The sequence below is a fragment of the Dermatobacter hominis genome (genome assembly GCF_020715685.1).
Classification (GTDB): Bacteria; Actinomycetota; Acidimicrobiia; order Acidimicrobiales; family Microtrichaceae; genus Dermatobacter; species Dermatobacter hominis.
This window is the reverse complement of the sequence record NZ_CP085840.1, coordinates 3,977,761-4,003,388: the sequence shown is the minus strand read 5'-3', so window position 1 is coordinate 4,003,388 and position 25,628 is coordinate 3,977,761. Positions and strand designations below refer to the sequence as shown.

Genomic DNA, 25,628 nt, shown 5'->3' with positions numbered 1-25,628 from the left:
GCTGGTGCGGGTCGGCGGATCCCCACCAGCGTCGCGCGGCGGCGCCGTCAGGTCACGGCCGGCGGCGGGGGTCCCGGCACGTCGGCGGGGCCGTCCGAGGGGCCGTCGCCGGGCGCGACGGCCGCGCTCGGGGCCTCGGCGCCGGCGGCCGACCGTGCCGCAGCGCCGGCGCGGGCGAGGACCTCGATGACGGCCAGGGCCACCAGCGCGCCGAACGCGATCCACAGCACCGCGCCCGCCGACGGCTGGCCGAGCAGGAGGAAGGCGCCCAGCGCCGCGACCGCGACCACGACGCGCAGTGCGATCGCGTTCCGGGCGACGAAGGCGGGCACCGGCCCCAGGTCCACCCCGGTCCGGTCGACGCCGCTGCTCGCCGCCCCGAAGAGCCGGCCCATCGCGCTGCGGAACCGCACCGCGGGCCCGCTCGGTCCGCTGATCAGCGCGGCGAGGAGCACGAGCAGCCCGAGCACGAGGATCATCCGGCCGCTGCCCCTGAGGAAGCGGGTGATCGTGTTGAAGAACGCCGTGTTGGCGGGGATCGACGTCCCGGACGGCAGCGCGTCGAGGTAGATCGTCCGCCCGATCGCGACGCCGACCAGCAGCAGGAAGCTGGCGATCACCCAGCCGCTGGCGGCCCGGACGAGCCCCTTCCGGCGGTCGGGTGCGACCGCGATGCCGGCGCCGAGGATGATCAGGGTCAGCCACGGCAGGACGGTGACGAGGCGGTCGAAGATGCCGAACGCCGTCTGGACCTGTCCCAGGGTGTCGGACTGCAGGACCTCGAGCTGCACCTTCGGCACGGTGATGCTGCCGACGAACGGGACCCCGGCGTCCTCGAGGCGCTGCTGCACCTCCTTGAGCGTGTCGGTGAGGTCGATCTCGACGACCCCCTTCTTGCCGTCGGAGACGGTGAGGACGTCGACCACCTGCTCCTGGGCGATGCGGTTGGCGTCGTCCCAGAGCTCCGCGACACGGTCGCTCGTGACGACCCGGGCGATCACCTCGCTGATCAGGTTCTTGAGCCCGGCGGTGATCGGGGCGGCGAGCAGGGTCGCCCGGTCGGGGAGCACCTGCTGCACCTCGGCCTCGAGGTCGACCTGGTCGTACAGGGCGGTCTCGAGCCGGGTCTGGATCGCCCGCTGGATGTCGTGGTCACGGATGAGCGGCGCGACCGTCTCGACGTAGCGGTCCGTGTCGGTGACCGTGCGGTTCAGCCAGACCGACAGCACCGACACCGGGACGAGCAGCGAACCGACGACGATCAGGACCCACGACGCGGTCCAGCGCCCGACGTGGCGCGGCCGTCGCGGGCCGGCGGGCGCGGCGTCGTCGCCCACCAGCACCTGCTGGGAGAGACGGGCGTTCTCCTCGCGCAGACGGGCGAGCTCGGCGGCGAGGTCGGCCTCGTCGGCCGAATCTCCATCGGTTGCCGGGGCGTCGTCGTCTGCCATGCCGCGACGGTAGCGGCGGGGGCGTGACGAAGCGCTCACCCTGCGGGATGGACGCCGCCCGGTGTCGGGCGCCGAGCCCGGATGCGGCGACGGCGGGACCCGGCCGGAGCCGGATCCCGCCGTCACGCAGCGATGTGGTCGACCCTCGGGTCAGACGGCTCGGACGTTCTGGGCCTCGTCGCCCTTGCGACCGGGGCCCACCTCGAACTCGACCTTCTGGCCCTCTTCGAGGTTGCGGTAGCCACTGCCCGCGATCTGGGAGAAGTGCACGAAGATGTCGCCACCCTCGTCGTCACGGCTGATGAAGCCGTAACCCTTCTCGGAGTTGAAGAACTTGACGGTTCCCGTGGGCACGGTGTGACTCGTTTCTCCCCGGCATCCGGGGCCTGATTGCGCAACGGGGCACCGATGTGTCCGGCGCCCCGAGGACTAGCGGATTGCTTGCTCTGCTCCTGCCAGCGCTGCGCTCGGCAGGACCGGCGGCCGCCGGAGGACCCGACGACGCCAACATCCTATCGCACCGGTCGGCGCATCGGTCACAGCGCGGGCGCGACCGGTCCGGCGTCAGGAGACGTGGGCATCGGCGACGTCGAGGGCCTCGTCGATCGCCGCCAGCCCGGCGCGCAGGTCCTCGTCGGAGATGACGAGGGGCGGGGCGACGTGCAGGCGGTTGAAGTGCGAGAACGGCCAGACGCCGCGCGACTTGCACGCCCCCATGAGCTCGGTCATGGGCGCCGCCTCGGCGCCGGCCGCGTTGAACGGCACCAGCGGCTCGCGCGTGCCACGGTCGCGGACGAGCTCGATCGCGAAGAAGCAGCCGAGGCCGCGCACCTCGCCCACCGAGGGGTGGCGTGCGGCGATGTCCCGCAGCGCGGGCCGGATGACCTCCTCGCCGAGCCGCCGCGAGCGGCCCACGATGTCGTCGTCGGTGAAGATCGAGATGCTCTCGACGGCCGTGGCGCAGGCGAGCGGGTGGCCGCTGTAGGTGAGCCCGCCCGGGTACGGGCGCTCGGCGAAGGTGGCGGCGACCGCGTCGGAGATCAGCACCCCGCCCAGCGGGACGTAGCCGGAGTTCACGCCCTTGGCGAAGGTGAGCAGGTCGGGCACGACGCCCCAGCGGTCGACCGCGAACCACTCCCCCACCCGGCCGAAGCCGACCATCACCTCGTCCGCGATGAGCAGGATCCCGTGCTCGTCGCACAGCTCCCGGACACCGGCGAGGTAGCCCTCGGGCGGGACCAGCACGCCGTTGGTCCCGACGACCGACTCGAGCACGATCGCCGCGATGGTGTGGCCGCCCTCCATCTGGATGACCTGGGCCAGGTGCTCGAGCGCCCGCTCGCGCTCCTCCTCGTCGGTCGTGGCACCGAACGACGAGCGGTACGTGTAAGGACCGAAGAAGTGCACGACGCCCGGCGTGCCCGGCTCGGACGCCCAGCGGCGCGGCTCGCCGGTGAGGGTGATCGCGGTCGAGGTCGCGCCGTGGTAGCTGCGGTACGTCGACAGCACCTTCTGGCGACCCGTGTGGAGGCGGGCCATCCGGACCGCGTTCTCGTTGGCCTCGGCGCCGCCGTTGGTGAAGAAGACCCGGTCGAGGTCGCCCGGGGCGTGCTCGGTGATCAGGCGTGCGGCCTCGGTGCGCACGTCGTTCGCGAACGGCGGCGCCACCGTGCAGAGGACGTCGGCCTGCGCCTTGATCGCTGCGACCATGCGGGGGTGCTGGTGGCCGAGGTTGAGGTTGACGAGCTGCGAGGCGAAGTCGAGGTACCGGTTGCCCTCGTTGTCCCAGAACCAGGCGCCCTCGCCGCCGGCGATCGGCAGCGGCGAGATCAGCTCCTGCGCCGACCAGGAGTGGAAGACGTAGCGGCGATCAGCCGCAGTGCTCTGCTCGTTCGAGGGTGCGGCGAGGTCGTTCTCGGTGGTGCTCACGGGCGCAACGTTACGACGGGTGCCGCACCGACGCCCCAGCGGTGCTAGCCAACGGGACCATGTCCGAGACCTCCTCGTCGCCCGAGCCCGAGCCCGCCCCCGAGTCCGGCCCCGTCCTCCTGGTCGACGACGCCGACGGCGTCCGCACGCTGACGCTGAACCGGCCCCAGGCGCTCAACGCGTTCGACCAGGCCCTGTGGTACTCGACCGCCGACGCCCTCGAGGAGGCGGCGACCGACGACGACATCCGCTGCGTGCTCATCACCGGCGCCGGCCGGGCCTTCTCGGCCGGCCAGGACCTGTCGGAGATGAACGACCCGGCCGTGTTCCAGGACCAGGAGCCCGGCTACCAGCGCTTCATGCCGGTGCTGGAGTCCTTCCCCAAGCCGGTAATCGCCGCGGTGAACGGCGTGGGCGTCGGCATCGGGCTGACCATGCTCCTGCACTGCGACCTCGTGCTCATGGCCGACACCGCGCGCCTCAAGGTGCCGTTCATCTCGCTCGGGGTGACGACCGAGGCCTCGGCGAGCCTGATGATGCCGACCGTCATGGGCTGGCAGCGCGCCGCCGAGGTGCTGTTCACCGAACCGTGGATCGACGCCGAGCAGGCGGTGGCCGACGGGATCGCGCTGCGTTCGGTCCCCGCCGACCGGCTCCTCGACGAGGCCCGCGCCCTGGCGAGCCACATCGGGGGCCTGCCGCTCGGGCCGGTCGTGGCGACCAAGCAGCTGATGCTGGCCGGCCGGCTCGACGCCGTGAAGGCCGCCCGCGAGCGCGAGCTGCGGGCCTTCGAGCAGCTCGTCGGCGCCATGATGGCCGGCTGACCCGGGCCCGCCGGTGGGCCACCGGGCCCGATCCGCGACCGCAAGCTCAACCCGGGCCGCCGCCTGGCCGACACCCCGGACATGTCAGGACACCGTCGCCGCGTCCCCGGTCGCGCCCTCCTCGTCGCCCTCGTCGCGCCGCTTGCGCTGCTCGCAGCCTGCACGGACCCCCCGCCGGCCCCGCCGGCCCCGCCGGCGGCCGCCTCCGAGCCGGTGGCCCCGCCCCCGTCGTCGAGCCCGTACGACATCGTCATCCGGCCGATCGGCTCGGTCGCCCCGGGCGTGCTGGCGACCTTCGAGACCGCCGCGCAGCGCTGGGAGCGGACGATCACGGCCGACGTCCCCGACGTCAGCGTGAGCGGCTACCGGGGTTGCACGAACCTGGCGGCGCCGGTGAGCTCGATCGACGACCTGGTCATCGACGTGCAGATCACGTCGATCGACGGGCCCGGCGGCGTGCTCGGGCAGGCCGGCCCGTGCGCCAACGCCCTGGCCGACGGCCTGCCCCGCGCCGGGACCATGCGCTTCGACAGCGCGGACGTCGCCACGTGGATGGCCAACGGCGGGTTCGAGGCGATCGTCCTCCACGAGATGGCCCACGTGCTCGGCTACGGCACGAGGTGGACGGGCTTCTCGTTGCTGACCGGCAGCGGCGGGTCTGACCCGCGGTTCGTCGGCCCGCTCGCCACCGCCGAGTGGCAGGCGCTGAGCGGCGAGTCCACCGCGGTCCCGGTCGAGGCGACCGGCGGGGCCGGCACGGCGTACGCCCACTGGCGTGACAGCACCTTCGGCAACGAGCTGATGACCGGCATGATCGGCCTCGGCGCGTCGCCGCTCAGCCGGGTGAGCATCGCCTCGCTCGGCGACCTCGGCTACCAGGTCGACCTCTCGCAGGCCGACGCGTACTCGCTGCCGTCGGGGCTGCTCGGCCCGGCGCTGCGAGCGGCGTCGACCGACCTCCACGGCCACGACGGCGACGAGGGGATGATCCTCCTCACGCCGACCGAGTCGCTCTGACACCGGCCGCCCGGCCGCGGTCCTCGGGCGGTCGGCGGCGTCGCGGCGGTACCGTCGCGGGGTGGACCTGACCGTCGCCGCGATCCCCTTCTACTTCGGCTCGATGGGGCTGGAGGCCGCCGTCCAGAAGCGGCGACGGGACCGGGGCGCCCCGCCGTCGGCCGGCGACTACGAGCGCAACGACACCCTGGTGAGCCTCGGCATGGGCGTCGCCAGCCTCATCGTGCCGGCGATCACGGTGCCGCTGTTCCGACGGTTCGACGTCGGCGACGGCCGCTACCGCAGGGTCGTGCTCGGGGTCGCCGGTGGCGCCGCCGTGGCGGCGGTCGCCGCCGATGCGATCGCCCGGGCGCAGGAGCTGGAGGCCGGCCGGGTCCCCGAGCCGGGCGCCGCCGACGAGCGTGCGACCCCCGAGCCTGAGGCCGGGTCGACGGGCCGGGGGAACCGTGCCGCCCGCCGGGCCCGCTCGGTGTGGCGACGGGTGGCGGGCAGCGCCGCCATGACCGCGATCGCGGCCGGTGGTGCGGCGGTGGCGGGCACGTGGGCGGGCCGCACGACGGCGAAGCGGCTCTTCGAGCACCGGCTCGTCCCCGACCTGGGCTCCGGCCCGGCGGCCACCGCCGCCGCGATCCTGGCCTGGGACCTCATCTACTACTGGAACCACCGGTTCATGCACTCGAGCCGGTACCTGTGGGCGGTGCACGTGGTCCACCACTCGAGCGAGCGGTACAACCTCTCGACCGCGCTGCGCCAACCGGTGGCCGACTCCCTCGGCACGTTCGTGCCCTACGGGCTGATGTCGCTGCTCGGCATCCGGCCCGAGCTGATCGAGACCGCCCGGGGCGTCAACCTGATCTACCAGTTCTGGATCCACACCGAGGTCGTGCCGAAGTTGGGCCCGTTCGAGCAGGTGTTCAACACGGCCTCGCACCACCGCGTGCACCACGGCAGCAACCGGCAGTACCTGGACCGCAACCACGGCAGCATCCTCATCGTCTGGGACCGCCTGTTCGGGACCTTCGAGGTCGAGGACGAGCGCGTCGTCTACGGGCTCACCAAGAACATCGAGACGTTCGACCCGGTCAAGGTGATGACGCACGAGTACGTCGACATCGCCCGCGACGTCGCCGGCTCCGACACCTGGTCGGATCGGCTGTCGTTCGTGTTCCGCGGCCCGGGGTGGGCCTACGAGCGCCACCGCGAGCTCGCCACGGTCGACGAGCACCTCTCGGAGGAGGCCGCGCCGATCGCCGGTTGAGCCCGCTCGCCGGCCGACCGGTCGAGCCGCGACGGTCCGACCGTTCTGGCGGCGGTGTCCGTCGCCAGGCGACGGAAGCCGACGCCAGAAGGGCACGCAGGGGCGGGCGGCCGGATCAGTAGCCCGAGGTGGCGACCTCGATGCGGCCGTCGGCCGCCGCCGCGGCGAACGCGGCGTGGTCCTGGTGCACCTGGCCGGCGTAGGCCATCGAGAAGTCCGAGATCGACCGGTCGAACTTGTCGCTCTTGCCGAGGTACGACGAGATGGCGATCCGGGACCCGGAACGGGAGTGGGCGCGGGCCAGCGTCCACGCGCACAGCAGGAGGTAGTTCTCGGCCATCTGCGAGCCGATCTTCTCCAGGTTGATCGACCCCTTCATGTCGCGGAACTGGCGGATGTAGAAGTCGTGGTGCCCCACGTTCGCCCAGCCGAGGAACTGGTCCGACGCCGCCTGCATGAGCTGCTGGCCGACCACGACGCGGTGGCCCTGGTTGTCGTAGGCGACCGGGTCCACGAACGGCTCGAGGACCGAGTGCTCTGCCTCCTTGATCTGCAGGATCATCAGGTCGGCGTCGTCGCGCCCGCGGACCAGCGCGATGTAGCACCGGGTGCCCACGCTGCCGACGCCGACGACCTTGAGCGCCACGTCGATGAGCTCGTAGCCGCCGAGGAGCACCCGCAGGTACGCGGGGATGCTGTCGAGGTACTCGGCGAACAGCCCGATGACCGTCTGGTGCATGGCGGCCGCGGCGTCGGCGTCCATCGAGTCGTCGAGGCGCATGACCAGCGGCGGCTGGTGGACGAAGCGCCGGTGCCCGTCGACGACCTCGGTGTACTTGGCGATGGCCTTCGTGACGTCGTTGAGCCGGGCCTTGCGGAACTGGCGCTCGACCGCGGTCCGGTTCTCGTCCTGGGCGACGGCGAGGATCTGGTCGTCGGTCAGGCGGGAGTACCAGACGGCGAGCCGGCCCTTGGTCGCGAAGTCCGACATCGCGGCGCGGTAGGCGAACGCGACGTTGCGGGCCATGCGGCGCTGGACCTCCTCGTCCCAGCCGCGGTCGCCCGCCATGAGGACGGCGCTCACGGCCAGGCGCTTCACGTCCCACTCCCAGGGCCCCGGGTGCGTCTCGTCGAAGTCGTTGCAGTCGAACACGAGCGCCCGCTCGGGTGAGCCGAAAAGCCCGAAGTTCGAGAGGTGGGCGTCGCCGCAGAGCTGCACCGGCATGCCCGTGGTCGGCGTGGTCGCCAGGTCGGCCGACATCACCGCGGCCGAGCCGCGGTAGAAGGCGAACGGGCTGGCCAGCATGCGGGCGTGGCGGATCGGGAGCAGGAACTGCAGCCGGTGCTCCTCCTGGCGCTGCAGGATGGCCACCGGGTCCCGCCGGTCGGTGAGCTCCCACGTGCCGTGGGCCGTGCGCGGGCACTCGTCGCGACGTGACCGACCCCACCCCTGGTGCTCGTCGGGCTCGAGGTGGTCCTTGGACGGGACGGCGGTCGGCGGGGCGGTCACGGCGGTCACGGGGCCAGCCTACGGGCGGCCGCGACGTTCCCGTCTGGGCCGATGGCCTCGGCTACCGTCGGAGCCCTGATGGCCGGGACCGTGGTGCTGCTCGACGCCGACACGGTGGCCGGCTGGCGGCGCCCGGCCCCGTCGCTGCAGCAGCTGCACCGGGCGATCGAGGACCTGCGCTCGCAGCACCCCGGGGTCACGGTCGCGGTCGTGGCCGACGCCTCGATCAAGTGGGCGCTCCCGGCGGCCGAGCAGGCGGCGTTCGAGCAGGACATCGTCACCCGGGCCGTCGTGTGCGCCCCGGCCGGGACGCGGGACGGCACCTACGGGTGGATGCAGGCCGTCGTCGACACCGCCCGCCGCGAGGCGGACCGCGTGCTGGCCGTCACCGACCGGGCCCTCACCGGCGTCCCGGTGGTGCGGCTGACGCAGGTCGAGGGCCACTTCCGCTTCGACCTCGAGGGAGCGAGCGTCGTCGACGTGAAGCCGACCAACCCGCACCGGCGCCGCGGCCGCCGCTGAGCGACTCGGATCGGCGGACGCCGGCGGATCGCCGGATCCGCGCCGCCCTGACCGGGACTACCCTCGCCCGCGTCGTGGCGGCCGCCCCGGCCGAGGAGGAGCCCATGCCCGATCCGACCACGCCGGTGCACTGGATCGACACCGCCGGCAACCAGCAGGGACCCGAGCCGTGGGAGACGGTGCAGGCCCGGGTCGCCCACCAGCAGATCCCGCCGGGCACGCAGGTCTGGTGGGACGGCGCGCCGGGCTGGCAGCCGTTCGACCAGGTCGCCGCGACCCCCGCCGCGACCCCGCCTCCCGCCGCGGCCGCGCCGGCGGCGAGCGCGCCGGTGGCTCCGGCCGCGGCGGCCGCGCCGACCAGCGCCTCGGCGGCGCTGATGGACGGCATGTCCAACCAGGAGCTCGACGACGAGTTCATCGGGCTCGTCGGCCGCAGCTGGGAGATGTACAAGGAGACCGAGTTCGCCAGCTCGATCGACGAGGCGACGCTCGGCGGCGTCATCACGGCCCTCGTCGACTGCGGGTTCGTGCTCATCGACCTCGAGACGGCCGGCGCGACCTACGGGACGACGACCACCACCTCGACCGGCGGCGTCGACGTCGGCTCGATCGCCGGCGGTCACCAGCTCCGCTTCGAGGAGCCGGAGACGCAGTCGCGGGTCACCGTGGCGCTGCAGCACCTGACGCCGGACGTGGCGTCGGCCAATGTCGTCGGCCACCGCGCCACGGCCGTCGTCGGGTACGGCCAGCGGGTGCCCGACTTCCAGAAGGTCGGTCAGGCGCTCCGCCAGGAGGTCCAGAGCGGGATGATCCTGTCGCCCGAGCCCGGGACGGTCACCTTCGACGCCGACCTGTCGTCGGGCTACGTCTACGCCCAGATCGACCTGCTGCTCGAGCTGGAGCGCTACGTGTCGGAGGACCTGTCGGTCGACCACGACCTGCTGCGGCGGCACCTCGCGTCCGTCGTCTACACCATGAAGACCTTCGTCCAGACGCGCTTCGGGAGCTGACCATGGGCCTCTTCAACTCGATGGCGAACTACGCCCACAAGTCCGAGCTGCGCGAGTCGAAGGACGAGATCGTCTGCGGCGAGATCATCCGCGGGCTCTCGCACCGGGGCTGGCGCCCGCACCGGATCGTCGCCCACTCCGACCGCCAGCAGATGGGGTTCAAGGTCCCCGGCGACCCCGTGCTCTCGGCCGCCTACCTCGTCGTCGACCGCCGCAGCGGGTCCGGGACGCTGACGCAGGCGATGGGCTCGCGCACGTCGATCGGCTTCCTGGCCGAGATGCGCAACAAGGTCTCCGACCCCGACGACCTGGCCACCATGTGGCGGACCGACCTGGCGAACCTGTTCAAGATCCCGGTGGCCGGCGAGGTGCGGATCGACCACCAGCTCAACACGGTGAACGCCAGGACGTACCACCTGGTCGACCTCGACCAGTACGTGCAGGGCCACTCGGTCCAGGCGGGACCGCTGGTCGAGTGGATCGTCGGCCAGTTCGACGCGCTGCGCGAGCAGCTCCGGCCGCTCAAGAAGTAGCCCCGCCCGACCGGTCGTCGAGCGGGAGCGGCCCGGCCGCCGGGTCGGTCAGGGGTGGACCGGCTCGGCCGGTGGCGCGCAGCAGGGCATCCAGTCGTCGTCGTCGGGGATGAGGTCGCTCGCCGCCGGCGGGCCCCACGTGCCGGGCTGGTAGCGGACGCTCGCCGGCGGGTCGTGGAGCAGCGGCTCGACGACGCGCCACGCCTCCTCGACCGTGTCCTGGCGGGCGAACAGCCGGGAGTCGCCCTCGATGACGTCGCCCAGGAGCCGCTCGTAGGCCGGCGGGCCGCCGATGGCGTGGCGCTCGTCCACGTCGAGGTCGACGGTGCGGCTGGCCATCTGCTCGCCGGGGACCTTGGCCTGCATCTCGATGCGCAGAAACGAGTCGGGGCCCAGACGGAACCGGAAGCGGTTGGGCTCGGGGTCGTCGACGGGTCCGGCGAACAGCGGCCGCGGCGGCTCCCGGAGGGTCACGACCGCCTCGGTCGCGGTCAGCGGCATCGACTTCCCGGTGCGGATCAGGAACGGCACGCCGGCCCAGCGCCAGTTGTCGATCTCGAGCCGCATGGCGATGAACGTCTCGGTGTCCGAGGTCGGTGCCACCCCGGTCTCCTCGAGGTAGCCCTCGTACTGACCCCGGACCACGCCCATCGGGTCGACGACGCGCGTGGCCTTGAGCACCTTCGTGTACTCGTCGCGCAGCGCGTCAGCGTCCTCGGACACCGGCGGCTCCATCGCCAGCAGGCAGAGCATGTGCAGGAGGTGGTTCTGCACCACGTCGCGCATCGCCCCGACCGTGTCGTAGAACTTGCCGCGGCCCTGGACGTCGAACTGCTCCGCCATCGTGATCTCCACGCGGGCGATGTGGCTCCGGTTCCAGATCGGCTCGAGGAGCGAGTTGGCGAACCGGAACACGAGCAGGTTCAGGACCGGCTCCTTGCCCACGAAGTGGTCGATGCGGAACACCCGGTCCTCGGGCAGCCGCGACAGGACGATCCGGTTCAGCTCCTCGGCCGAGGCGAGGTCCCGACCGAACGGCTTCTCGAGCACGATCCGGGCCGTCTCGGTGATGCCCACGCGGGCCAGGCCCTCGACCACCGTCTCGAACATCGACGGCGGGATCGCCAGGTAGCAGACCGGCAGCCTGGCGTCACCGAGCGCCGTCTTGAGGCGGTCGTAGGTCTCGTCGGCGCGGTAGTCGCCGGAGATGTAGGACAGCCGGCCGAACAGGTCGGCGAGCACCGAGTCGTCGATCGCGACGTGGGCGTCGAGGAGCGAGCTCCGGATCCGCTCCTGCAGCTCCTCGACCGTCCAGTCCGACGACGCCACCCCGATGATCGGCCCGTTCAGCCGGCGCTGCTCCACCAGCGAGTACAGCGACGGGAAGAGCTTCTTGTAGGCCAGGTCGCCCGTCATGCCGAACAGGACGAGGGCATCGGCGTCGGTCGCGCTCATGGGTCCGACGCTACCGGCGGCCGGCTCCGGGCGGGCCCGGCGGTCCGGGGGGATGTACCGTCAGGTCGGGCGACCCGCCGACGGGAGGGCGGGGCAGGCAGGGGGCACGGTGATGGGACGACCACTCGGGGGCGCGCGGCGAATCGACCGCCGCCGGTTCCTGCAGGGTTCGGCGGCGCTGGCGGGGATGGCCGCGGTCGGGACGGGCGCCGCGGGGTGCGCGCCACCGCCGGGACCGGTGGTCCGCCGCGGCAACGCGGCCGAGGCCGGCTACGACCACATCGTCGTGGTCATGATGGAGAACCGCTCCTTCGACCACTTCCTCGGGTGGCTCCCCGGCGCCGACGGCGAGCAGGCCGGGCTCACGTACGCCGATGGCGACGGCGTCGAGCACCCCACGCACAAGCTGACGGAGTTCGCGGCGTGCGACATGGCCGATCCCGGGCACAGCTACGCCGCCGGGCGAGTGCAGTACCACGACGGCGCCGTCGACGGCTTCCTCTTCGACGCGCCCGACACCTTCCCGATCGGGTACTTCGAGCAGGACCAGCTCCTGTTCTGGGGCGAGGCCGCCCCGGCCTGGACGGTCTGCGACCGCTACTTCGCCGCGACGATGGGCCCGACCTTCCCGAACCGGTTCTTCGCGCACTGCGGCCGGACCGACCGGTTGACCAACACCGTCGACATCTCGACGCTGCCGACGATCTGGGACCGCCTCGCCGACGCGGGCCTGGAGGGTCGGTACTACTTCTCCGACGCGCCGTTCTCCGCGCTGCTCGGCCTGCGCCACCTGTTCATCACGCGCACCGTCGAGCAGTTCAAGCAGGACGCCGCCGCCGGTCAGCTCCCGAACGTGAGCTTCATCGACCCGCGGTTCCTGCTGCCGACGCCGTTCGGCACGTCGGCCGACTACCACCCGGTGTCCGACATCCGCGCCGGCTGCCAGTTCCTCCACGAGATCTACGAGGCGGTCACGACCTCGCCGAACTGGGAGCGGACGGTGCTCGTCGTGAACTTCGACGAGTGGGGCGGCTTCTACGACCACGTCGTGCCGACCACGGCGCCCGACGCCGTCGAGCAGAGCGCGCTGCGGGGGTTCCGGGTGCCGTGCCTCGTGGCGTCGCCGATCGCCCGGCGCGGCCACGTGGCCCACGACGTCTACGACCACACCTCGGTGCTCAAGATGATCGAGTGGTCGTGGGATCTGCCGCCGCTCGCGCCGCGGGACGCGGCGGCGAACAACCTGGCGGACGTGCTCGACCTCGGCGGAACGCCCGACCTCGACGTGCACCGTTGGACGCTGCCCGACTTCCAGGTGCAGGACTGCAGCGCGACGTGGCTCGACTCGATCTGGAAGCGGGTCGTCGCCAGCGCGAAGACCCAGGGCTTCCCGGTCTGAGCGCACGACCGCCGGTCGCGGGACCCGGCCCGGACCGGCCGGTGGCGCGTCACGGCCCCCGGGGGTCCGGGGGCCGTGACGTCTCGTCCTGACGGAGAGCGGTCGGTCAGTTGTAGACCGGGCAGCCGACGACGTCGTCGAGCACCGTGCTCAGCAGCGGGCGCATCAGGAAGCTGCCACCGGTGAGCTGGACCTTCTCGCAGCCGCCGGTCGACTTCAGGTAGAAGTCGGCCTCGAAGTAGAAGGGGATGCCGATCAGCGTGAAGTAGAAGCCCACCCGGGTGGCCTTCATGCCCGCCGCCTGCGACAGGCTCAGTCGGGCGGTCGCCACGTCGATCGAGGCGATCCGGAACCGGCCCTGGCCGTTGAGCTGCCAGCTCGGCTGGTCCAGGCGGGACGTGAACGACCCGTTGAACTGGATGCCGAGCGGGAAGTTGATGAGGTTGACCCCACCCGAGCCGGTCAGCGTGACCTGCTCGGGGTTGGCGACGACCGAGCCCGAGAAGTCGACGATGCCCCAGGTGTCGAGCTGCATCGACCCGCTGAGCTGCCCCTCGAGGCGGAGCAGCGTGCCGTTCGGGCCGAAGCTGGCACCGATCGAGCCGAGCAGGGTGGCCCGGCTGCCGACGTCCAGGCGGCCGTCGAAGTCGACGTCCAGCGTGCTGCCGTAGCGGCTGGCGATCGAGAGGTTCGCGCCGCTCAGCGTCACGTCGCCGAGGTGGACCTGGCCGGTCACCGCCGCGTTGAGCTGGATGAGCTCGGCCCGGCCGTCGGTGATCTCGACGACGCCGCTCAGGTCGGCGGCGAAGCCCGTGTCCTTCAGGTCGGCGTCGACCTCGAGGCGGGTGGTGTTGCCGTTGGTCTCGACCGTGGCCGAGCCGACCGCCTTCAGCGTGCCGACCTGGAAGTCGCCGGTGACGACGGCCCGCAGCTGGCCGCCGACGACCACCGTGCTCAGCGAGCCCTTCACCGCGAAGGTGGAGCCGTCGTCGAGCGTGCCGGAGATCTCGCCGGCGCCCTCGAGCTCGAGGAACGGCGTGTAGGCGGTGATGCCGTCCCACACGATCGAGCCGTTGAACCGGACGACGTTGGGACCCTGGTTCACGTCGAGGACGCCGACGAAGGTGGCCTTGTTCGTCGCGAGCGTGAGCGAGCCGTTGGCCTGGTTCACCTGCAGGTCGCCGACGATGCCGGCGCCGCTGAAGCTGATCGCGGTCTGCGTCGCGTTGCCGTCGATCTTCAGCTGGCCCTGGAGGTCGATCTTCTTGCCGCCGGCCTGCGTGCCGACGAGGTGGGCGGCGATGTCGGCCTTGGCCGAGACCAGGGCGCCGGCCCGGTCGAACACGACGGCGACGGTGCCGTTGGCCGTGCTCGGGCCGACCTTGATGTTGCCGGCGACCGACGCAGACACGCCGGTGGTCGGCGAGGCCTTGAGGTTGATCGAGGCGCCGGTGACCGAGACGTCGCCGATCTTGACGTTCGAGGCGTTCGCGGTGAGGTCGAGCGACGGCTGGCCGTGGCTGACCGTGAGGGTGCCGGAGAAGGTCACCGGGGTGACCGTCATGCCGGGGATCGTGAGGCCGGTCGACGACAGCTGGATCGACCAGTTGTCGAGGTCGTTCAGCGTGCCGACGAAGCCGATCGTCGAGGTGACCCCCGACAGCGTGATGTTCACGTTGCCGCGGAGGCGGATCCCGAAGGCGCCGTTGAAGATGCCGAGCTCGGCCGACAGCGCGTTCACGCTGATGTTCTCGAGCACGGGCTCGCCGGCGGCGATCTCCTCACCGGTGACGGCGGCGACCTTGTCCGAGGCGGCGTTGCCCTGCTCCGACAGCACCTCCTCGCCCTCGGCGAGGGTGGCGCCGTCGAGCGCGATCTTGGCGTTCGACGCCGTGCAGCTCGAGCCGGTCACCGTGGTGTCCTCGGCCATGGCGACGACGTCGTCCTTGACCAGCACGGCCTCGGTCTCGGAGGGCGGGGCCTCCTCGACCTTGTCCCAGACCTCGCAGAGCTGGGCCTGCGGGGTCGTGGTGGGCGTCGGCGTGGAGGGGCCCGGGGTGCACGCGACCACGACGGTGGTCATGAGCGCCAGGGCGAGGGTGGCGGAGCCGAGCCGCCGCTTGATCGTGGTCACGTGGATCCTTCCGAGGGGGGGTCAGCTGGTGGTCGTGCCGTTGTCCCAGATGCGGAACAGCTGGCCGTTGGGGCCGTTGGTCCCCGCCGGACCGACCTTGCCGACGGCAGCGCTGCCGCCGTCGCCGCCCGTGTCGTTGCCGAAGCCGCCGAGCCCGGAGGTCGCCGCGGCCGAGGCCGCACCACCGGCGCCGCCCTGCGCCGTCAGCGCCGGGCGGGACTGCGAGCTGGCCGTCGTCGACAGCGAGCCCACGCCGACGTGCAGCACCGCGATCGACGGACCGCCCGCACCGCCACCGGCACCACCGCCGCCGCCGCCGGCACCACCGCCGCCACCGCCGCCGCCGCCGCCGGCGAGGCAGCACGAGTCGGAGCCGCCGTCGCCGCCGTTGCCGCCGTTGCCGCCCCGACCGCCGGCCGAGCCGCTGCCGCCCGCGCCGCCGGCGGAGGACGTCACCGCCGACGAGCTCAGGTTGACCGTGGCGTTGCTGGCGTAGACGCCGAACGAGCCGCCGCCGGACTGGCCGCCGGTCGTCCCGGCCACGCCGCCGTTGCCGCCGGCGCCGCCGCCACCGCCGCCGCCACCGGAGGCGCTGGCGGACTTGCCGCCGCCACCACCGCCGCCACCGCTGCCGGCCTGGCCGGCGGAGCCCGCCGTGCCGTTGGTGGGCGCGTAGAGGTCGTTCGCGAGGATGGCGTTGCTGCCCGCACCGCCGGCGCCGCCGCCGTTGCCGACGCCACCGGGGTTGCCGCCGCCGGCGCCCGTGCCGCAGCCGAAGAGGCTGCCGCAGCCGCCGCCACCACCGCCGCCCGCAGCGGGACCGCCGCCGCTCGCGCCGCCCGACCCGGAACCGGAGTAGTCGCCGCCGGTGCCACCGGTGCCGCCGGAGTAGGTGGCGCAACCGCCACCGCCACCGCCGCCACCCGGGCTGCTCGGGCCGGAGGCGTTGCCGCCGCCGCCACCGCCGCAGCCGCTCGCGGCCTGCGACGGCACGGCCGCCGAGGCGCTCGTGCCGGCGACGCCGGGCTGGGCCGTGACCGTCGACAGCGTGACGTTGACGACCGACAGGCCGAGGGCGCGGACGCCGTAGGCGCTGCTGCCGGCGCCGGTCGGGGTGCCGCTGTTGACGTTGGCGTTCTCGACGTTGACGAAGGAGCCGCCGGTGACCAGCACGCCGGTCGCCTGGGGCCCGACGCCGCCGCCCACGGTGGTGGTGGCCGCGTCGTTGTCACCGATGCCGATGCCGGTGGCGCCGCCGGTCACGAGGACCCCGACGGCGTTGCCCGACGTCCGGTTCACGCCCTGGACGCTCACGCCGCTGATGCTCGAGTTGGCCACGCCGTTGAACGTGACCGGGTTCGTCGTGCCGGTGCCGTAGATCGTGGTGACCTGGTCGGCTCCGAAGTCGGACAGGTCCTGCTTGAAGCCGCCGATGACCTCCATGGCCGAGGGCACGGAGACGGTCTCGGTGTAGGAGCCGCCGGCGATCCGCAGCGCGTGGATGCCGTTGGCCGTCGCGTTGGCGAGGGCCTGGTTGATCGTCGAGCAGGGGTTCAGCTTCGGACCGCAGGACGAGCCGGTCGAACCGGTCGGGCGCACGTAGTACTTGGGGTTCGGATCGACGTTGACGGTGATCGTGATGCCCGGCGACGTGGAGGAGCCGTCCGAGTTCGTCATCGTCAGCTTGGCGATGTACACGCCGGGGTTGGCGTAGACGTGCGACGCGTTCGGGCCGGTGTCGGCCGGTGAGCCGTCACCGAAGTCCCACGAGTAGGTGAGGCCCGTGCCGGTGCCCGGCGAGGAGCCGGTCGACTCGAAGTCGACGATCAGCGGCGCGTCGCCGACGGTCGGCGAGGCGCCGGCCACGGCGGTCGGCTCGCCCGACGGGAGCGTCGTGGTGGTGGAGGTGGTCGTCCCTCCCCCCGGGTCCGTCGGTGGGGTGACGCACGCGGTGGTGATCAACGCCACCGCCCCGACCACGCCCAACAGCAGGTGCCGCACAGCCCGAACGCCCATCATCAATCCCCTCCACCCGCGCTCAGCCAAACGCGGTGAACAACCGTTCAAGGTCTACCAGTGCCGGCCGTCACGGTCAATGAAGGTGGTTCGAGCGGCGGGTCACACCCGGGTGCAGGCCAGGTGCCGCACCGGCCCGCGGGCGGGGCGTTGTACGCGCACCGGCGGACCTGCCACCATTCCCCGACCGATCTGACGCCGCGTCAGGTCCGATCAGACCGGGAGACCGTCGTGCCCACCGACATCGTCATCGTCAGCGCCGCCCGCACGCCCATCGCCACCGCGTACAAGGGCTCGCTCGCCGGGGTCGACGCGAACACCCTCGCCGAGGTCGCGCTGGGCGCCGCCGTGGAGCGTTCCGGGCTCCCGGCCGGCGACTTCGAGGACATCGGCTTCGGCGAGTCCATGCAGGGCGGCGGCAACGTCGGCCGCTACGCGGCGAACCAGCTCGGCCTGACGAACGTCCCCGCCGTGGCCACCCAGCGCTGGTGCGCCTCGGGCATGGCCGGCACCCAGTGGATCGCCGCGAACATCGCGGCCGGCATGATCGACGTCGGCGCCGCCGGCGGCGTCGAGTCGATGTCGACCGCGCCGGCCACGTCGAAGTTCGGCGCGCCGTGGCTGCCCGCCGCCAACCTCGAGACGCCCGACGCGCCGCCGTTCAACACCGCCAAGGGCGTCGGCGACAACGCCGCCCGCCTCGCCGGCGTCAGCCGCACCGAGGCCGACGAGTGGGCCTACCGCTCGCACATGAACGCCGTGCGGGCGATCGACGAGGGCCGCTTCAAGAATGAGATCGTCCCGGTCGAGCTGGCCGACGGCTCGCTGTTCGAGGTCGACGAGCACCCGCGGCGCACCTCCACCCTCGAGAAGCTCGCGTCGCTCCCGCTCCTCAACCCCGACGACGAGGGCGCGACCACGACGGCCGGCAACTCGTCGGGCCTCAACGACGCGGCCGCCGCGCTGGTGCTGGTGTCGAGCGACTACGCGGCCGCCCACGGGCTGACCCCGCTCGCCCGCATCCGGGGCTGGGCCTCGGCCTCGCTGACGCCGGCCGAGACCGGCATCGCCCCGTCCATCGCCATCCCCAAGGCGCTCGACAAGGCCGGCGTCTCGATCGGCGACATCGACTCGTGGGAGATCAACGAGGCCTTCGCGTCGGTGACCGTCGCCGCGGTGAAGACGCTCGGCCTGGACGCGGACCGCGTCAACGTGAACGGCTCGGGCTGCTCGCTCGGCCACCCGATCGGCTGCACCGGTGCCCGGATGATCGTCACCATGCTGAACGAGCTCGACCGCACCGACGCCACGTTCGGCGCGGTCGCGATGTGCGCCGCCGGCGGCATGGCGTCGGCGACGGTCATCGAGCGGGTCTGACGGAGCGGGCCTGGCGAAAGCGGGCCCGGCTGGAGCGGACCTGGCGAGAGCGGGCCCGGCTGGAGCGGACCGGCAGGCAGGGCCGCGCTCGACCAGCTCGTCGCCGCCGTCGAGGCACGCGCACCGCCTGGGCCCGACCGCGGCGGTGGGCCGGCGCGGTCCGGACGGATCCAGCACGACCGCTTGAGATCCGACCGCGCCCGCGCGTAAAGTTAGAACGCGTTCTAGTTCGGGAGCAGCCTTCCCGGATCGCCAGGACCGACCCGACCAGCAGACCCGAGCAGGGGGACCTCAGCGTGGAATTCGGCATCTTCTCGAACGGCTACGTGCCCGGGCCGGCGGCCCACGACAGCGAGTCCGAGCACCTCGCCCTCATGCGCGAGATCGAGCTCGCCATCCACGCCGACAAGCACAACTGGAAGTACGTCTGGTTCGGCGAGCACCACGCCCTCACCGAGTACAGCCACCTGTCGGCGCCCGAGGTCGTGATCGGCTACGTGGCCCACGCCACCGAGCGCATCCACATGGGCACGGCGATCATGAACATCTCGCCGCGGGTCAACCACCCGGTCCGCGCCGCCGAGCGCGCCGCGATGATGGACCACCTCACCGGCAACCGGTACGAGTGGGGCACCGGCCGGGGGGCGGGCAGCCACGAGATCGCGTCGTTCAACATCCTCGACAAGAACTCCACCAAGGCCGAGTGGGAGGAGGTGGCCCCCGAGATCCCGCGCATGTGGGAGGAGGAGGACTACGAGTTCCACGGCGAGCACTTCGAGGTGCCGTACCCGCACAACATCCTCCCGAAGCCGTACGGCAAGGGTCACCCGCCGATCTGGATGGCGTGCGGCAACCCCCCGAGCTTCGCCCGGGCCGGCGAGCTCGGCCTCGGCGCCATCGCCTTCAACTTCGAGCCGATCTTCGACATGAAGGGCCGTCTCGACGCCTACAAGGAGGCGGCGGCCGGCTGCACCGAGCCCCTCGGGCAGTACCAGAACAACAACATCATGATGACGAACGCCGTCGTCTGCCTGAACGACCGGAAGCGGGCGCGCGAGATCGCGATGAGCCGCGGGCGCGGCTACCTCAACACGATGGTCGCCCTCTACCACGACACGATGCCCAAGCGCGAGGGCGCCCCGGTGTGGCCGCAGCCGCCGTTCCGGATCCCCAGCGAGGAGGTGCTCGACCAGCTCATCGCCGGCGGGTGGATGCTCTGCGGCACCCCCGAGGAGGTGCTCGAGCAGGTGAACAACTACCAGTCGGTCGGCGTCGACCAGCTGGTGTTCGGCTTCCCGCCCGAGGGCGTCACGCACGAGGAGAACCTCGAGATGATCGAGCTGTTCGGCAGCCAGGTCATCCCCGAGTTCGACAAGGACCCCGTGCACTCGACCACCCGCATGCGCGAGACGGCCAAGCCGAAGTACCAGCGCTGGAACCAGCCGTTCTCCGAGGTCGTGGTCGAGGCCGAGCCGGTCCTGCCGGAGTCGGCGATCATCCAGAACTGATCGCCCGGAGCGAGGTCACCGGGGCCGGCGGCCCATCGTGGTGACCACCGTCAGCGTCGCGAGGAACCGCCCGGTCCGGGCCAGCGTCCCCAACCGATCCACGTCGTGCGCGGCGGGCCCTCCGGGGCCCGCCGCTGCCGCGATCGTCCGCAGCGGCAGGCCGGGCGGGCCGTCCTCCTGACCGGGGGCGTCCGGTTCCCATCCCGAGAGGGTGACGGCGCCGGCGCGGACCTCGACGTCGTCGAGGCCGAGGGCCACCAGCCGGCGCGGCACCGTGCGGGCGAGCGTCGGCCACCGCACCCACCGCAGGGCGGCCGCCGACAGCCGGGCCGCGGCGTCGTCGTCGGGGTGGTCGACCGACAGCGTCGACCAGTCCGTGTCGGTCACGGCCACCAGCCCCGAGGGGGCGGCGACGCGCACGAGCTCGTGCAGGATCGCGCCGGGGTCGGGCGCCCACTGCAGGACCCGCTCGGCGTGGACGAGGTCGACGGTGCCGGTGGCGATCGGCAGGCGCTCGCCGTCGGCACGGACGACGAGGGCGTCGGGGTGCCGGGTCCGGTCCGCTGCGACCATGGCCGCGGCGGCGTCGACGTCGACGCCGGTCCACCGCGGTCCGGCGCCGGCGTGGAAGGTCCCGGGTCCGGCGCCGACGTCGAGGGACCGCCCGCCGGTGCCGGCGCGCTCGAGGACCCAGTCGCGTGCGGCCCGCACGGCGGGCCAGCGGTCGGTGGCGTCCATCATCGACACCAGCTCGGCGGCGTCGGCCGCGTCCACGTCGCTGAACGGCATCACCGGCTCCACCGTCGGCATCGGGCCAGTCTCGCCGACGGAGGCACAGGCCAGTCCCGCCGACGGAGGCACGGGCCAGTCTCGCCGACGCCGGCGGCGGGCGGGCTGCCAGACTCGGAGGGCGGAGGGCCGAGACCCGGGGGGTCGTCGTGGCAGCAGACGTCGTGATCAGGGGTGGGACCGTCGTCGACGGGACCGGGGCGCCGGGACGGCGCGCGGACGTGGCGATCGCCGACGGGGTGATCACCGAGGTCGGCGAGCGGGTGGACGTTCCCACCGGGGCCGAGGTGCTCGACGCGTCGGACCGCGTCGTGTCGCCGGGCTTCGTCGACGTGCACACCCACTACGACGCCCAGGTGTTCTGGGACCCCGACCTGACGCCCTCGGTCCACCACGGGGTGACGTCGGTCGTCGCCGGGAACTGCGGGTTCAGCATCGCCCCGATCACCCCCGACACCACCGGGCTGCTGGCCCGGACGCTCCAGCACGTCGAGGACATGAGCCTGGACACGTTGACGGTCGGCGTGCCGTGGGACGAGTTCGAGACCTTCCCGCAGTACCTGGACGCGGTCGAGCGCCGCTCCCCCGCGCTCAACTTCGGCTGCTACGTCGGCCACACGGCGCTGCGCCTGTGGGCCATGGGCGACGAGGCCTACGAGCGAGAGCCCACCGGGGCCGAGCTCGAGCGGATGCGGTCCGCGGTGGCCGACGCGATGGCGGCGGGCGCGATGGGCTTCGCCACGAGCGCATCGCCCACCCACAACGGCGACGGCGGCCGGCCCGTGCCGAGCCGGCGCGCCGACCTCGACGAGCTCCGCACGCTCATGTCGCCGCTGCGGGAGGCCGGGCGGGGCGTCGTGGCGATGCTGCCCGGCGGGGTGTTCTCGAACGAGCAGGTCTTCGACCTGCAGCGCGAGGTGGGTCGGCCGTTCACGTGGACCGCGCTGCTGACGATCAAGGGCATCCCGTACCACGAGCGGGTGATCGAGGAGCACGACGCCGCCCGGGCGACCGGCGTGGAGGTGTGGCCGCAGGTCTCGTGCCGGCCGCTGGTGTTCCAGGTCAACCTCGAGGAGCCGTTCACGCTGAACACGCGCGACACGTTCCGCGAGCTGATGGGCGGCTCCCGCGAGGCGCGGCTCGCCGCCTACCGCGACCCTGCGTGGCGGGAGCGGGCGCGTGCGGACCTCGAGGGCCGTGGGTTCCTGCCGTTCAACTTCTCGTCGCTGTCGGTCGCCGAGTCGGAGCGCCACCCGGAGCTCGTCGGCCGCGGCATCGTCGAGATCGCCGAGGAGCGCGGCTGCGGTCCGCTCGACGTGCTGCTCGACCTGTCGCTCGAGGACGACCTGCGGACGCGGTTCTGGTCGGTGCTGGCCAACGACGATCCCGAGGCGATCGAGTGGCTCCTCCCCCGTGACGGCGTGCTGCTCGGCCTCGCCGACTCCGGCGCGCACGTCAGCCAGCTGTGCGACGCGTGCTTCAGCACGGACCTGCTCGGCAACTGGGTGCGCGAGCGCGACGTGATGCCGCTCGAGCGGGCCGTGCACAAGCTGACCGCCGAGCCGGCCGCCGTGTTCGGCCTCCGGGACCGTGGCGTGATCGAGGTCGGCCGCGCCGCCGACGTCGCCGTCTTCGACCCCGCCACGATCGCCCCCGGCCCGCTCCGGCGGATCGTCGACTTCCCCGCCGACGGCGAGCGCCTGACCGCGGACGAGCCGACCGGCATGGACCACGTGCTCGTCAACGGCGTGGCCGTCCGGCGCGACGGCGCCCCGACCGGCGAGCGGCCCGGCGCGGTGCTGCGGTCGTGACCGTCCCGGTGGCCTGACAGGATCGAGCCATGGGAACGCCCGAGCTCTCCTCGCTGGACGACCACCGCGGCGGCCCGCACCCGCGGGACCGGACGTCGTTGCTGCACCGGGCCGCACGGACGCTGCTCGCCGCGCCCGCCCCGGTGCTCGACCGCCTCATCGGCGCGCCGCCGGTCGTCGTCGACGGGCGCGTGCTCGACCGGCGGGTCCAGGCGCTCCTCAGCCTGGGCGAGCGGCTGGCGCCGTCGACGGAGTCGGCCCGCTCGTTCGACGTGGAGGTCCGCCGACGGCAGATGGACCGGATGGCGACGGCGGGGATGCCGGCGCGGCAGGGCCTGCACGTGGTCGAGCGGCGCATCGGCGGTCCGGGCTCGGAGCTGGCGCTGCGGATCTACCGGCCGTTCGGGCTCGGGCCGACGCCGCCGGCGATCGTGTACTTCCACGGGGGCGGGTGGGCGGTCGGCTCGCTCGACTCCTACGACGGCACCTGCCGGCTGGTCGCCGACGACGCCGGCTGCGTGGTGGTCGCCGTGGCCTACCGGTTGGCGCCCGAGCACCCCTACCCCGCGGCCTACGAGGACTGCCTCGCCACGTACCGATGGGTGCTCGCCCACGCCCGGGAGCTCGACGTCGACGCGGAGCGCGTCGGCGTCATGGGCGACAGCGCCGGGGGGAACCTCGCCGCCGCCGTCGCGCTGAGCACCCGCGACTCCGACGTGCCCCCGCCCCGGGTGCAGGCCCTCGTCTACCCGGCGACCGAGGCCAGCCTGGATCGCCGGTCGCACCAGCTGTTCTCCGAGGGGTTCGGCCTGACCCGGGCCGACATGGAGTGGTACCGCGGCATGTACCTCCCCGACGCCTCGACCTGGGACCTGCCGACCGTGTCGCCGCTGCGGGCGCCGTCGGTCGAGGGCGTCGCGCCGGCGGTCGTGGCGACCGCAGGGTTCGACCCGCTGCGCGACGAGGGCATGGCCTACGCGCAGCGGCTCGACGACGCGGGGGTCGCGGTGTGGTCGCGCTGCTACGACGACATGGTCCACGGGTTCTTCGGCATGGGCGTCCTGCCCGAGTGCCTGGGCATGGCGACCGAGATCGCCCGCGCCACCGGCGCCCTGCTCCGCTCCTGACCGACCTGCCCCACCTGACCGACTCGCAGACATGGGGGGCGCGCCCGGGCGGGGATCGTCCCGATCCACCCTCAGAACCGACGCCGGTCGTGCCGATGGGAGGGGGTGGAGCGACGCACCGCCCTGTGGCTCAGCCACCACTGGCCCGAGGAGTACGACCGCTGCGTGCACGTCGGGCGCAGCCACGTGTGCCGGCGGTGCCTGTGGTTCTACCCGGTGTGCCTCGGGACGATGGCGCTGGCGCTGGCCGGCGTGCGCTGGCCCTCCCACCTCGACCCGTGGCTCCTGTTCCTCCTGCCGGTGCCCGTGGTCGTGGAGTGGTGGTGCGAGCAGCTCCGCCTGGTCCGCTACTCCGCGCCGCGGCAGGTCGCACTCACGCTGCTCTGCGCGCCCGCGGTGGGCGTCGGCCTGGCCCGGTACCTGGAGTCGCCCGGCGACGGCCTGTTCTGGGCCGTGGTCGGGAGCTACGCGGTGATCTGCCTGGCACCGGTGCTGATCGGCCACGCGCTGCGGCGGGGCGAGCGCTCCGCCGACCACCCGGTCGGCTGACCAGCGCCCGGCCGGCGCCCGACCGTCACCACGTCGGTTCGGGGAGCGGCACGTCGAGGATGTGGGACCAGTCGATCGCGTCGGGCGGCTTCGGCGTCCAGTCGCCGGGGTCGGCCACGGCCATGTCGGTGACCGCACCCATCAACGTGCGGAAGAACCGCCAGGTCATGGACGGGCGCTCGCCGCCCACGTCGCCCCACGGATCGCCCAGCGCCTGGGGCGGCAGCCCGAGCCGCACGACGACCGCGTCGAGGCTGGGGATCACGAGCACCAGCTGGTCGAACATGCCGGAGAGCCCGTAGGCGTCGCTCGGCACGGTCGGCATCCAGTTCCCGGCCGTCTCGAGGCCCAGCATCGGGCCGGTCTGGCGGCACCCGACGCCGTCGTTGTTGCGCCAGAGGAACCCGTAGCAGGGGTTGGCCGCGGTGCCCGTCCGCCCCTGGGCGATGTAGTCGGACGGCAGGAGCCGCCGGCCGGCCCACGTGCCGTCCTGCAGCAGGAGCCGTCCGAGCCGGCCGAAGGCGGTGGGCGTCATGCGCAGGAAGGCGAACCCCTGGCTGCGGCCGGCGCCGTCGCGCTCCCACAGCCACTCGTCGTGCGTGATGCCGATCGGGCCGAACAGCTCGCGCTGCGCGAACGCCTGGAGGTCCTCGCCGACCGCCGCCTCGACGACGGCGACGAGGAGGGTCACGGTCGTCTGGGCGTAGTTGAAGGTCGTCCCCGGCACGGCTTCGAACGGCCGGGCGAGCAACGCCGCGGCCGAATCGGTGGTCGCGGCCTCGTTGAGGTCGCTCGCCCAGGCCAACCGCAGGCCGGTCGTCTGGTTGAGCAGCTCGCGCACGGTGAGCGCGGCCTTGCGGGGGTCGGTCACCTGCAGGTGCTCGCCGATCGCGTCGTCGACGTCGAGCGCCCCGAGCTCGACGGCGCGGCCGACCAGCACGGACACGATGCCCTTGGTCATCGACCACCCGGGCAGCGGGACCCAGTCGACGAGCGGGTCGTTGGAGCCGGCTCCGACGAGGCACCCGTGCCGGTAGACCCGCACGGACTGGGAGCCCTTCGCCACCGCGTAGTCGAGCGCCGACCGCAGCTGCTCGGCGTCCAGGCCCACCGCCGCCGGGTCGACCCGCTCGGGTTCGACGCCCGCCGGCGTCTCGGCGCAGCGCGCCTCGGGGGCGGGGCCAGCGACGTCGGGCGGGGCCGCAGGCGCGCCGTCGGTCGCGCCGGCGCGGGTGCCGTCGCCCCGGGCGGCGGCGATCGACGCGAGCGGCCCGGTGCCCGCCGAGCACGCCGACGCCCCGACCGTCGTCACGAACGCCGCGACCACCGCCACGGACCGGATCCACCTGGATCGCGACATCGCCCTCGCTCCCGCTCGCTCGTTCCCCTCCGGCGACCGGCTCCGCCCC

General features: G+C 73.1%; 21 protein-coding genes. 12 read left to right on the top strand and 9 right to left on the bottom strand.

What is annotated here, in order from left to right:
• Positions 1 to 47 precede the first annotated feature (47 nt).
• From LH044_RS18745 to LH044_RS18735, 3 genes are all read right to left on the bottom strand, one after another.
• The gene (locus tag LH044_RS18745; RefSeq protein WP_227757125.1) at positions 48 to 1,451 is read right to left on the bottom strand and encodes a hypothetical protein; all 1,404 of its coding nucleotides are present in this window, start codon (positions 1,449 to 1,451) and stop codon (positions 48 to 50) included.
• A gap of 150 nt (positions 1,452 to 1,601) precedes the next feature.
• Entirely contained in the window at positions 1,602 to 1,805 is a 204-nt protein-coding gene (locus LH044_RS18740) for a cold-shock protein (protein WP_227757123.1), read from the bottom strand.
• Positions 1,806 to 2,015: 210 nt separating this feature from the next.
• Entirely contained in the window at positions 2,016 to 3,380 is a 1,365-nt protein-coding gene (locus tag LH044_RS18735; protein ID WP_227757118.1) for an aspartate aminotransferase family protein, read from the bottom strand.
• Positions 3,381 to 3,439: 59 nt separating this feature from the next.
• Here LH044_RS18735 and LH044_RS18730 point away from each other — a divergent pair, with 59 nt between their 5' ends.
• The 3 genes from LH044_RS18730 (at position 3,440) to LH044_RS18720 (ending at position 6,479) form a co-directional block, all read left to right on the top strand.
• Complete coding sequence (locus LH044_RS18730) at positions 3,440 to 4,204, top strand: enoyl-CoA hydratase/isomerase family protein (protein ID WP_227757116.1); 765 nt, start codon at positions 3,440 to 3,442, stop codon at positions 4,202 to 4,204.
• A gap of 81 nt (positions 4,205 to 4,285) precedes the next feature.
• On the top strand, positions 4,286 to 5,221 hold the full coding sequence (locus LH044_RS18725; RefSeq protein ID WP_227757112.1) for a leishmanolysin-related zinc metalloendopeptidase: 936 nt from the start codon (positions 4,286 to 4,288) through the stop codon (positions 5,219 to 5,221).
• Between the two features lie 61 nt (positions 5,222 to 5,282).
• On the top strand, positions 5,283 to 6,479 hold the full coding sequence (locus tag LH044_RS18720) for a sterol desaturase family protein (protein ID WP_227757111.1): 1,197 nt from the start codon (positions 5,283 to 5,285) through the stop codon (positions 6,477 to 6,479).
• 115 nt (positions 6,480 to 6,594) lie between these two features.
• On the opposite strand, the gene LH044_RS18715 is transcribed toward LH044_RS18720, so the two are convergent.
• Complete coding sequence (locus tag LH044_RS18715) at positions 6,595 to 7,998, bottom strand: DUF2252 domain-containing protein (RefSeq protein ID WP_227757110.1); 1,404 nt, start codon at positions 7,996 to 7,998, stop codon at positions 6,595 to 6,597.
• A 69-nt stretch (positions 7,999 to 8,067) separates the two neighbouring features.
• On the opposite strand from LH044_RS18715, the gene LH044_RS18710 reads away from it, so the two are divergent.
• From LH044_RS18710 to LH044_RS18700, 3 genes are all read left to right on the top strand, one after another.
• The gene (locus LH044_RS18710; RefSeq protein ID WP_227757109.1) at positions 8,068 to 8,511 is read left to right on the top strand and encodes a hypothetical protein; all 444 of its coding nucleotides are present in this window, start codon (positions 8,068 to 8,070) and stop codon (positions 8,509 to 8,511) included.
• Between the two features lie 74 nt (positions 8,512 to 8,585).
• Entirely contained in the window at positions 8,586 to 9,521 is a 936-nt protein-coding gene (locus LH044_RS18705) for a DUF4339 domain-containing protein (RefSeq protein ID WP_227757108.1), read from the top strand.
• Positions 9,522 to 9,523: 2 nt separating this feature from the next.
• Positions 9,524 to 10,054 (top strand): hypothetical protein, encoded by a 531-nt coding sequence (locus LH044_RS18700; protein WP_227757107.1) that lies wholly within the window; start codon positions 9,524 to 9,526, stop codon positions 10,052 to 10,054.
• 48 nt (positions 10,055 to 10,102) lie between these two features.
• On the opposite strand, the gene zwf is transcribed toward LH044_RS18700, so the two are convergent.
• Positions 10,103 to 11,509, bottom strand: a complete 1,407-nt coding sequence (gene zwf, locus LH044_RS18695; protein WP_227757106.1) for a glucose-6-phosphate dehydrogenase — start codon at positions 11,507 to 11,509, stop codon at positions 10,103 to 10,105.
• Between the two features lie 112 nt (positions 11,510 to 11,621).
• Here zwf and LH044_RS18690 point away from each other — a divergent pair, with 112 nt between their 5' ends.
• A complete protein-coding gene (locus tag LH044_RS18690; protein ID WP_227757105.1) occupies positions 11,622 to 12,908 on the top strand; it encodes an alkaline phosphatase family protein in 1,287 nt (428 codons plus the stop codon).
• A 106-nt stretch (positions 12,909 to 13,014) separates the two neighbouring features.
• Here LH044_RS18690 and LH044_RS18685 read toward each other — a convergent pair whose 3' ends face one another.
• Entirely contained in the window at positions 13,015 to 15,042 is a 2,028-nt protein-coding gene (locus tag LH044_RS18685) for a translocation/assembly module TamB domain-containing protein (RefSeq protein WP_227757104.1), read from the bottom strand.
• A gap of 21 nt (positions 15,043 to 15,063) precedes the next feature.
• Positions 15,064 to 17,058, bottom strand: a complete 1,995-nt coding sequence (locus LH044_RS21925) for a PKD domain-containing protein (RefSeq protein WP_304512020.1) — start codon at positions 17,056 to 17,058, stop codon at positions 15,064 to 15,066.
• A 231-nt stretch (positions 17,059 to 17,289) separates the two neighbouring features.
• On the opposite strand from LH044_RS21925, the gene LH044_RS18670 reads away from it, so the two are divergent.
• Together LH044_RS18670 and LH044_RS18665 are read left to right on the top strand one after the other, a co-directional pair.
• Positions 17,290 to 18,435: a thiolase family protein gene (locus tag LH044_RS18670; RefSeq protein ID WP_227757103.1), complete on the top strand. Its 1,146-nt coding sequence runs from the start codon at positions 17,290 to 17,292 to the stop codon at positions 18,433 to 18,435.
• A 296-nt stretch (positions 18,436 to 18,731) separates the two neighbouring features.
• Positions 18,732 to 19,943: an LLM class flavin-dependent oxidoreductase gene (locus tag LH044_RS18665; protein ID WP_227757102.1), complete on the top strand. Its 1,212-nt coding sequence runs from the start codon at positions 18,732 to 18,734 to the stop codon at positions 19,941 to 19,943.
• A 15-nt stretch (positions 19,944 to 19,958) separates the two neighbouring features.
• Here the strand turns inward: LH044_RS18665 and LH044_RS18660 are convergent, their stop codons facing one another.
• On the bottom strand, positions 19,959 to 20,753 hold the full coding sequence (locus LH044_RS18660) for a methyltransferase domain-containing protein (RefSeq protein WP_227757101.1): 795 nt from the start codon (positions 20,751 to 20,753) through the stop codon (positions 19,959 to 19,961).
• A 128-nt stretch (positions 20,754 to 20,881) separates the two neighbouring features.
• Between LH044_RS18660 and LH044_RS18655 the strand changes: the two genes are divergently transcribed.
• The 3 genes from LH044_RS18655 (at position 20,882) to LH044_RS18645 (ending at position 24,219) form a co-directional block, all read left to right on the top strand.
• Positions 20,882 to 22,543, top strand: coding sequence for an N-acyl-D-amino-acid deacylase family protein (locus tag LH044_RS18655; RefSeq protein WP_227757100.1), 1,662 nt, complete (start codon positions 20,882 to 20,884; stop codon positions 22,541 to 22,543).
• Positions 22,544 to 22,572: 29 nt separating this feature from the next.
• On the top strand, positions 22,573 to 23,670 hold the full coding sequence (locus LH044_RS18650) for an alpha/beta hydrolase (protein WP_227757099.1): 1,098 nt from the start codon (positions 22,573 to 22,575) through the stop codon (positions 23,668 to 23,670).
• 105 nt (positions 23,671 to 23,775) lie between these two features.
• Positions 23,776 to 24,219: a hypothetical protein gene (locus LH044_RS18645; RefSeq protein WP_227757098.1), complete on the top strand. Its 444-nt coding sequence runs from the start codon at positions 23,776 to 23,778 to the stop codon at positions 24,217 to 24,219.
• Between the two features lie 25 nt (positions 24,220 to 24,244).
• Here LH044_RS18645 and LH044_RS18640 read toward each other — a convergent pair whose 3' ends face one another.
• Complete coding sequence (locus LH044_RS18640) at positions 24,245 to 25,552, bottom strand: serine hydrolase domain-containing protein (RefSeq protein WP_227757097.1); 1,308 nt, start codon at positions 25,550 to 25,552, stop codon at positions 24,245 to 24,247.
• Between the last annotated feature and the right edge of the window lie 76 nt (positions 25,553 to 25,628).

Bases quoted from the DNA above. Each gene is read 5' to 3' on its own strand.
- LH044_RS18745 (WP_227757125.1), bottom strand. From the start codon at position 1,451: ATGGCAGACGACGACGCCCCGGCAACCGATGGAGATTCGGCCGACGAG.
- LH044_RS18730 (WP_227757116.1), top strand. From the start codon at position 3,440: ATGTCCGAGACCTCCTCGTCGCCCGAGCCCGAGCCCGCCCCCGAGTCC.
- LH044_RS18725 (WP_227757112.1), top strand. From the start codon at position 4,286: ATGTCAGGACACCGTCGCCGCGTCCCCGGTCGCGCCCTCCTCGTCGCC.
- LH044_RS18710 (WP_227757109.1), top strand. From the start codon at position 8,068: ATGGCCGGGACCGTGGTGCTGCTCGACGCCGACACGGTGGCCGGCTGG.
- LH044_RS18700 (WP_227757107.1), top strand. From the start codon at position 9,524: ATGGGCCTCTTCAACTCGATGGCGAACTACGCCCACAAGTCCGAGCTG.
- zwf (WP_227757106.1), bottom strand. From the start codon at position 11,509: ATGAGCGCGACCGACGCCGATGCCCTCGTCCTGTTCGGCATGACGGGC.
- LH044_RS18690 (WP_227757105.1), top strand. From the start codon at position 11,622: ATGGGACGACCACTCGGGGGCGCGCGGCGAATCGACCGCCGCCGGTTC.
- LH044_RS21925 (WP_304512020.1), bottom strand. From the start codon at position 17,058: ATGGGCGTTCGGGCTGTGCGGCACCTGCTGTTGGGCGTGGTCGGGGCG.
- LH044_RS18660 (WP_227757101.1), bottom strand. From the start codon at position 20,753: ATGCCGACGGTGGAGCCGGTGATGCCGTTCAGCGACGTGGACGCGGCC.
- LH044_RS18650 (WP_227757099.1), top strand. From the start codon at position 22,573: ATGGGAACGCCCGAGCTCTCCTCGCTGGACGACCACCGCGGCGGCCCG.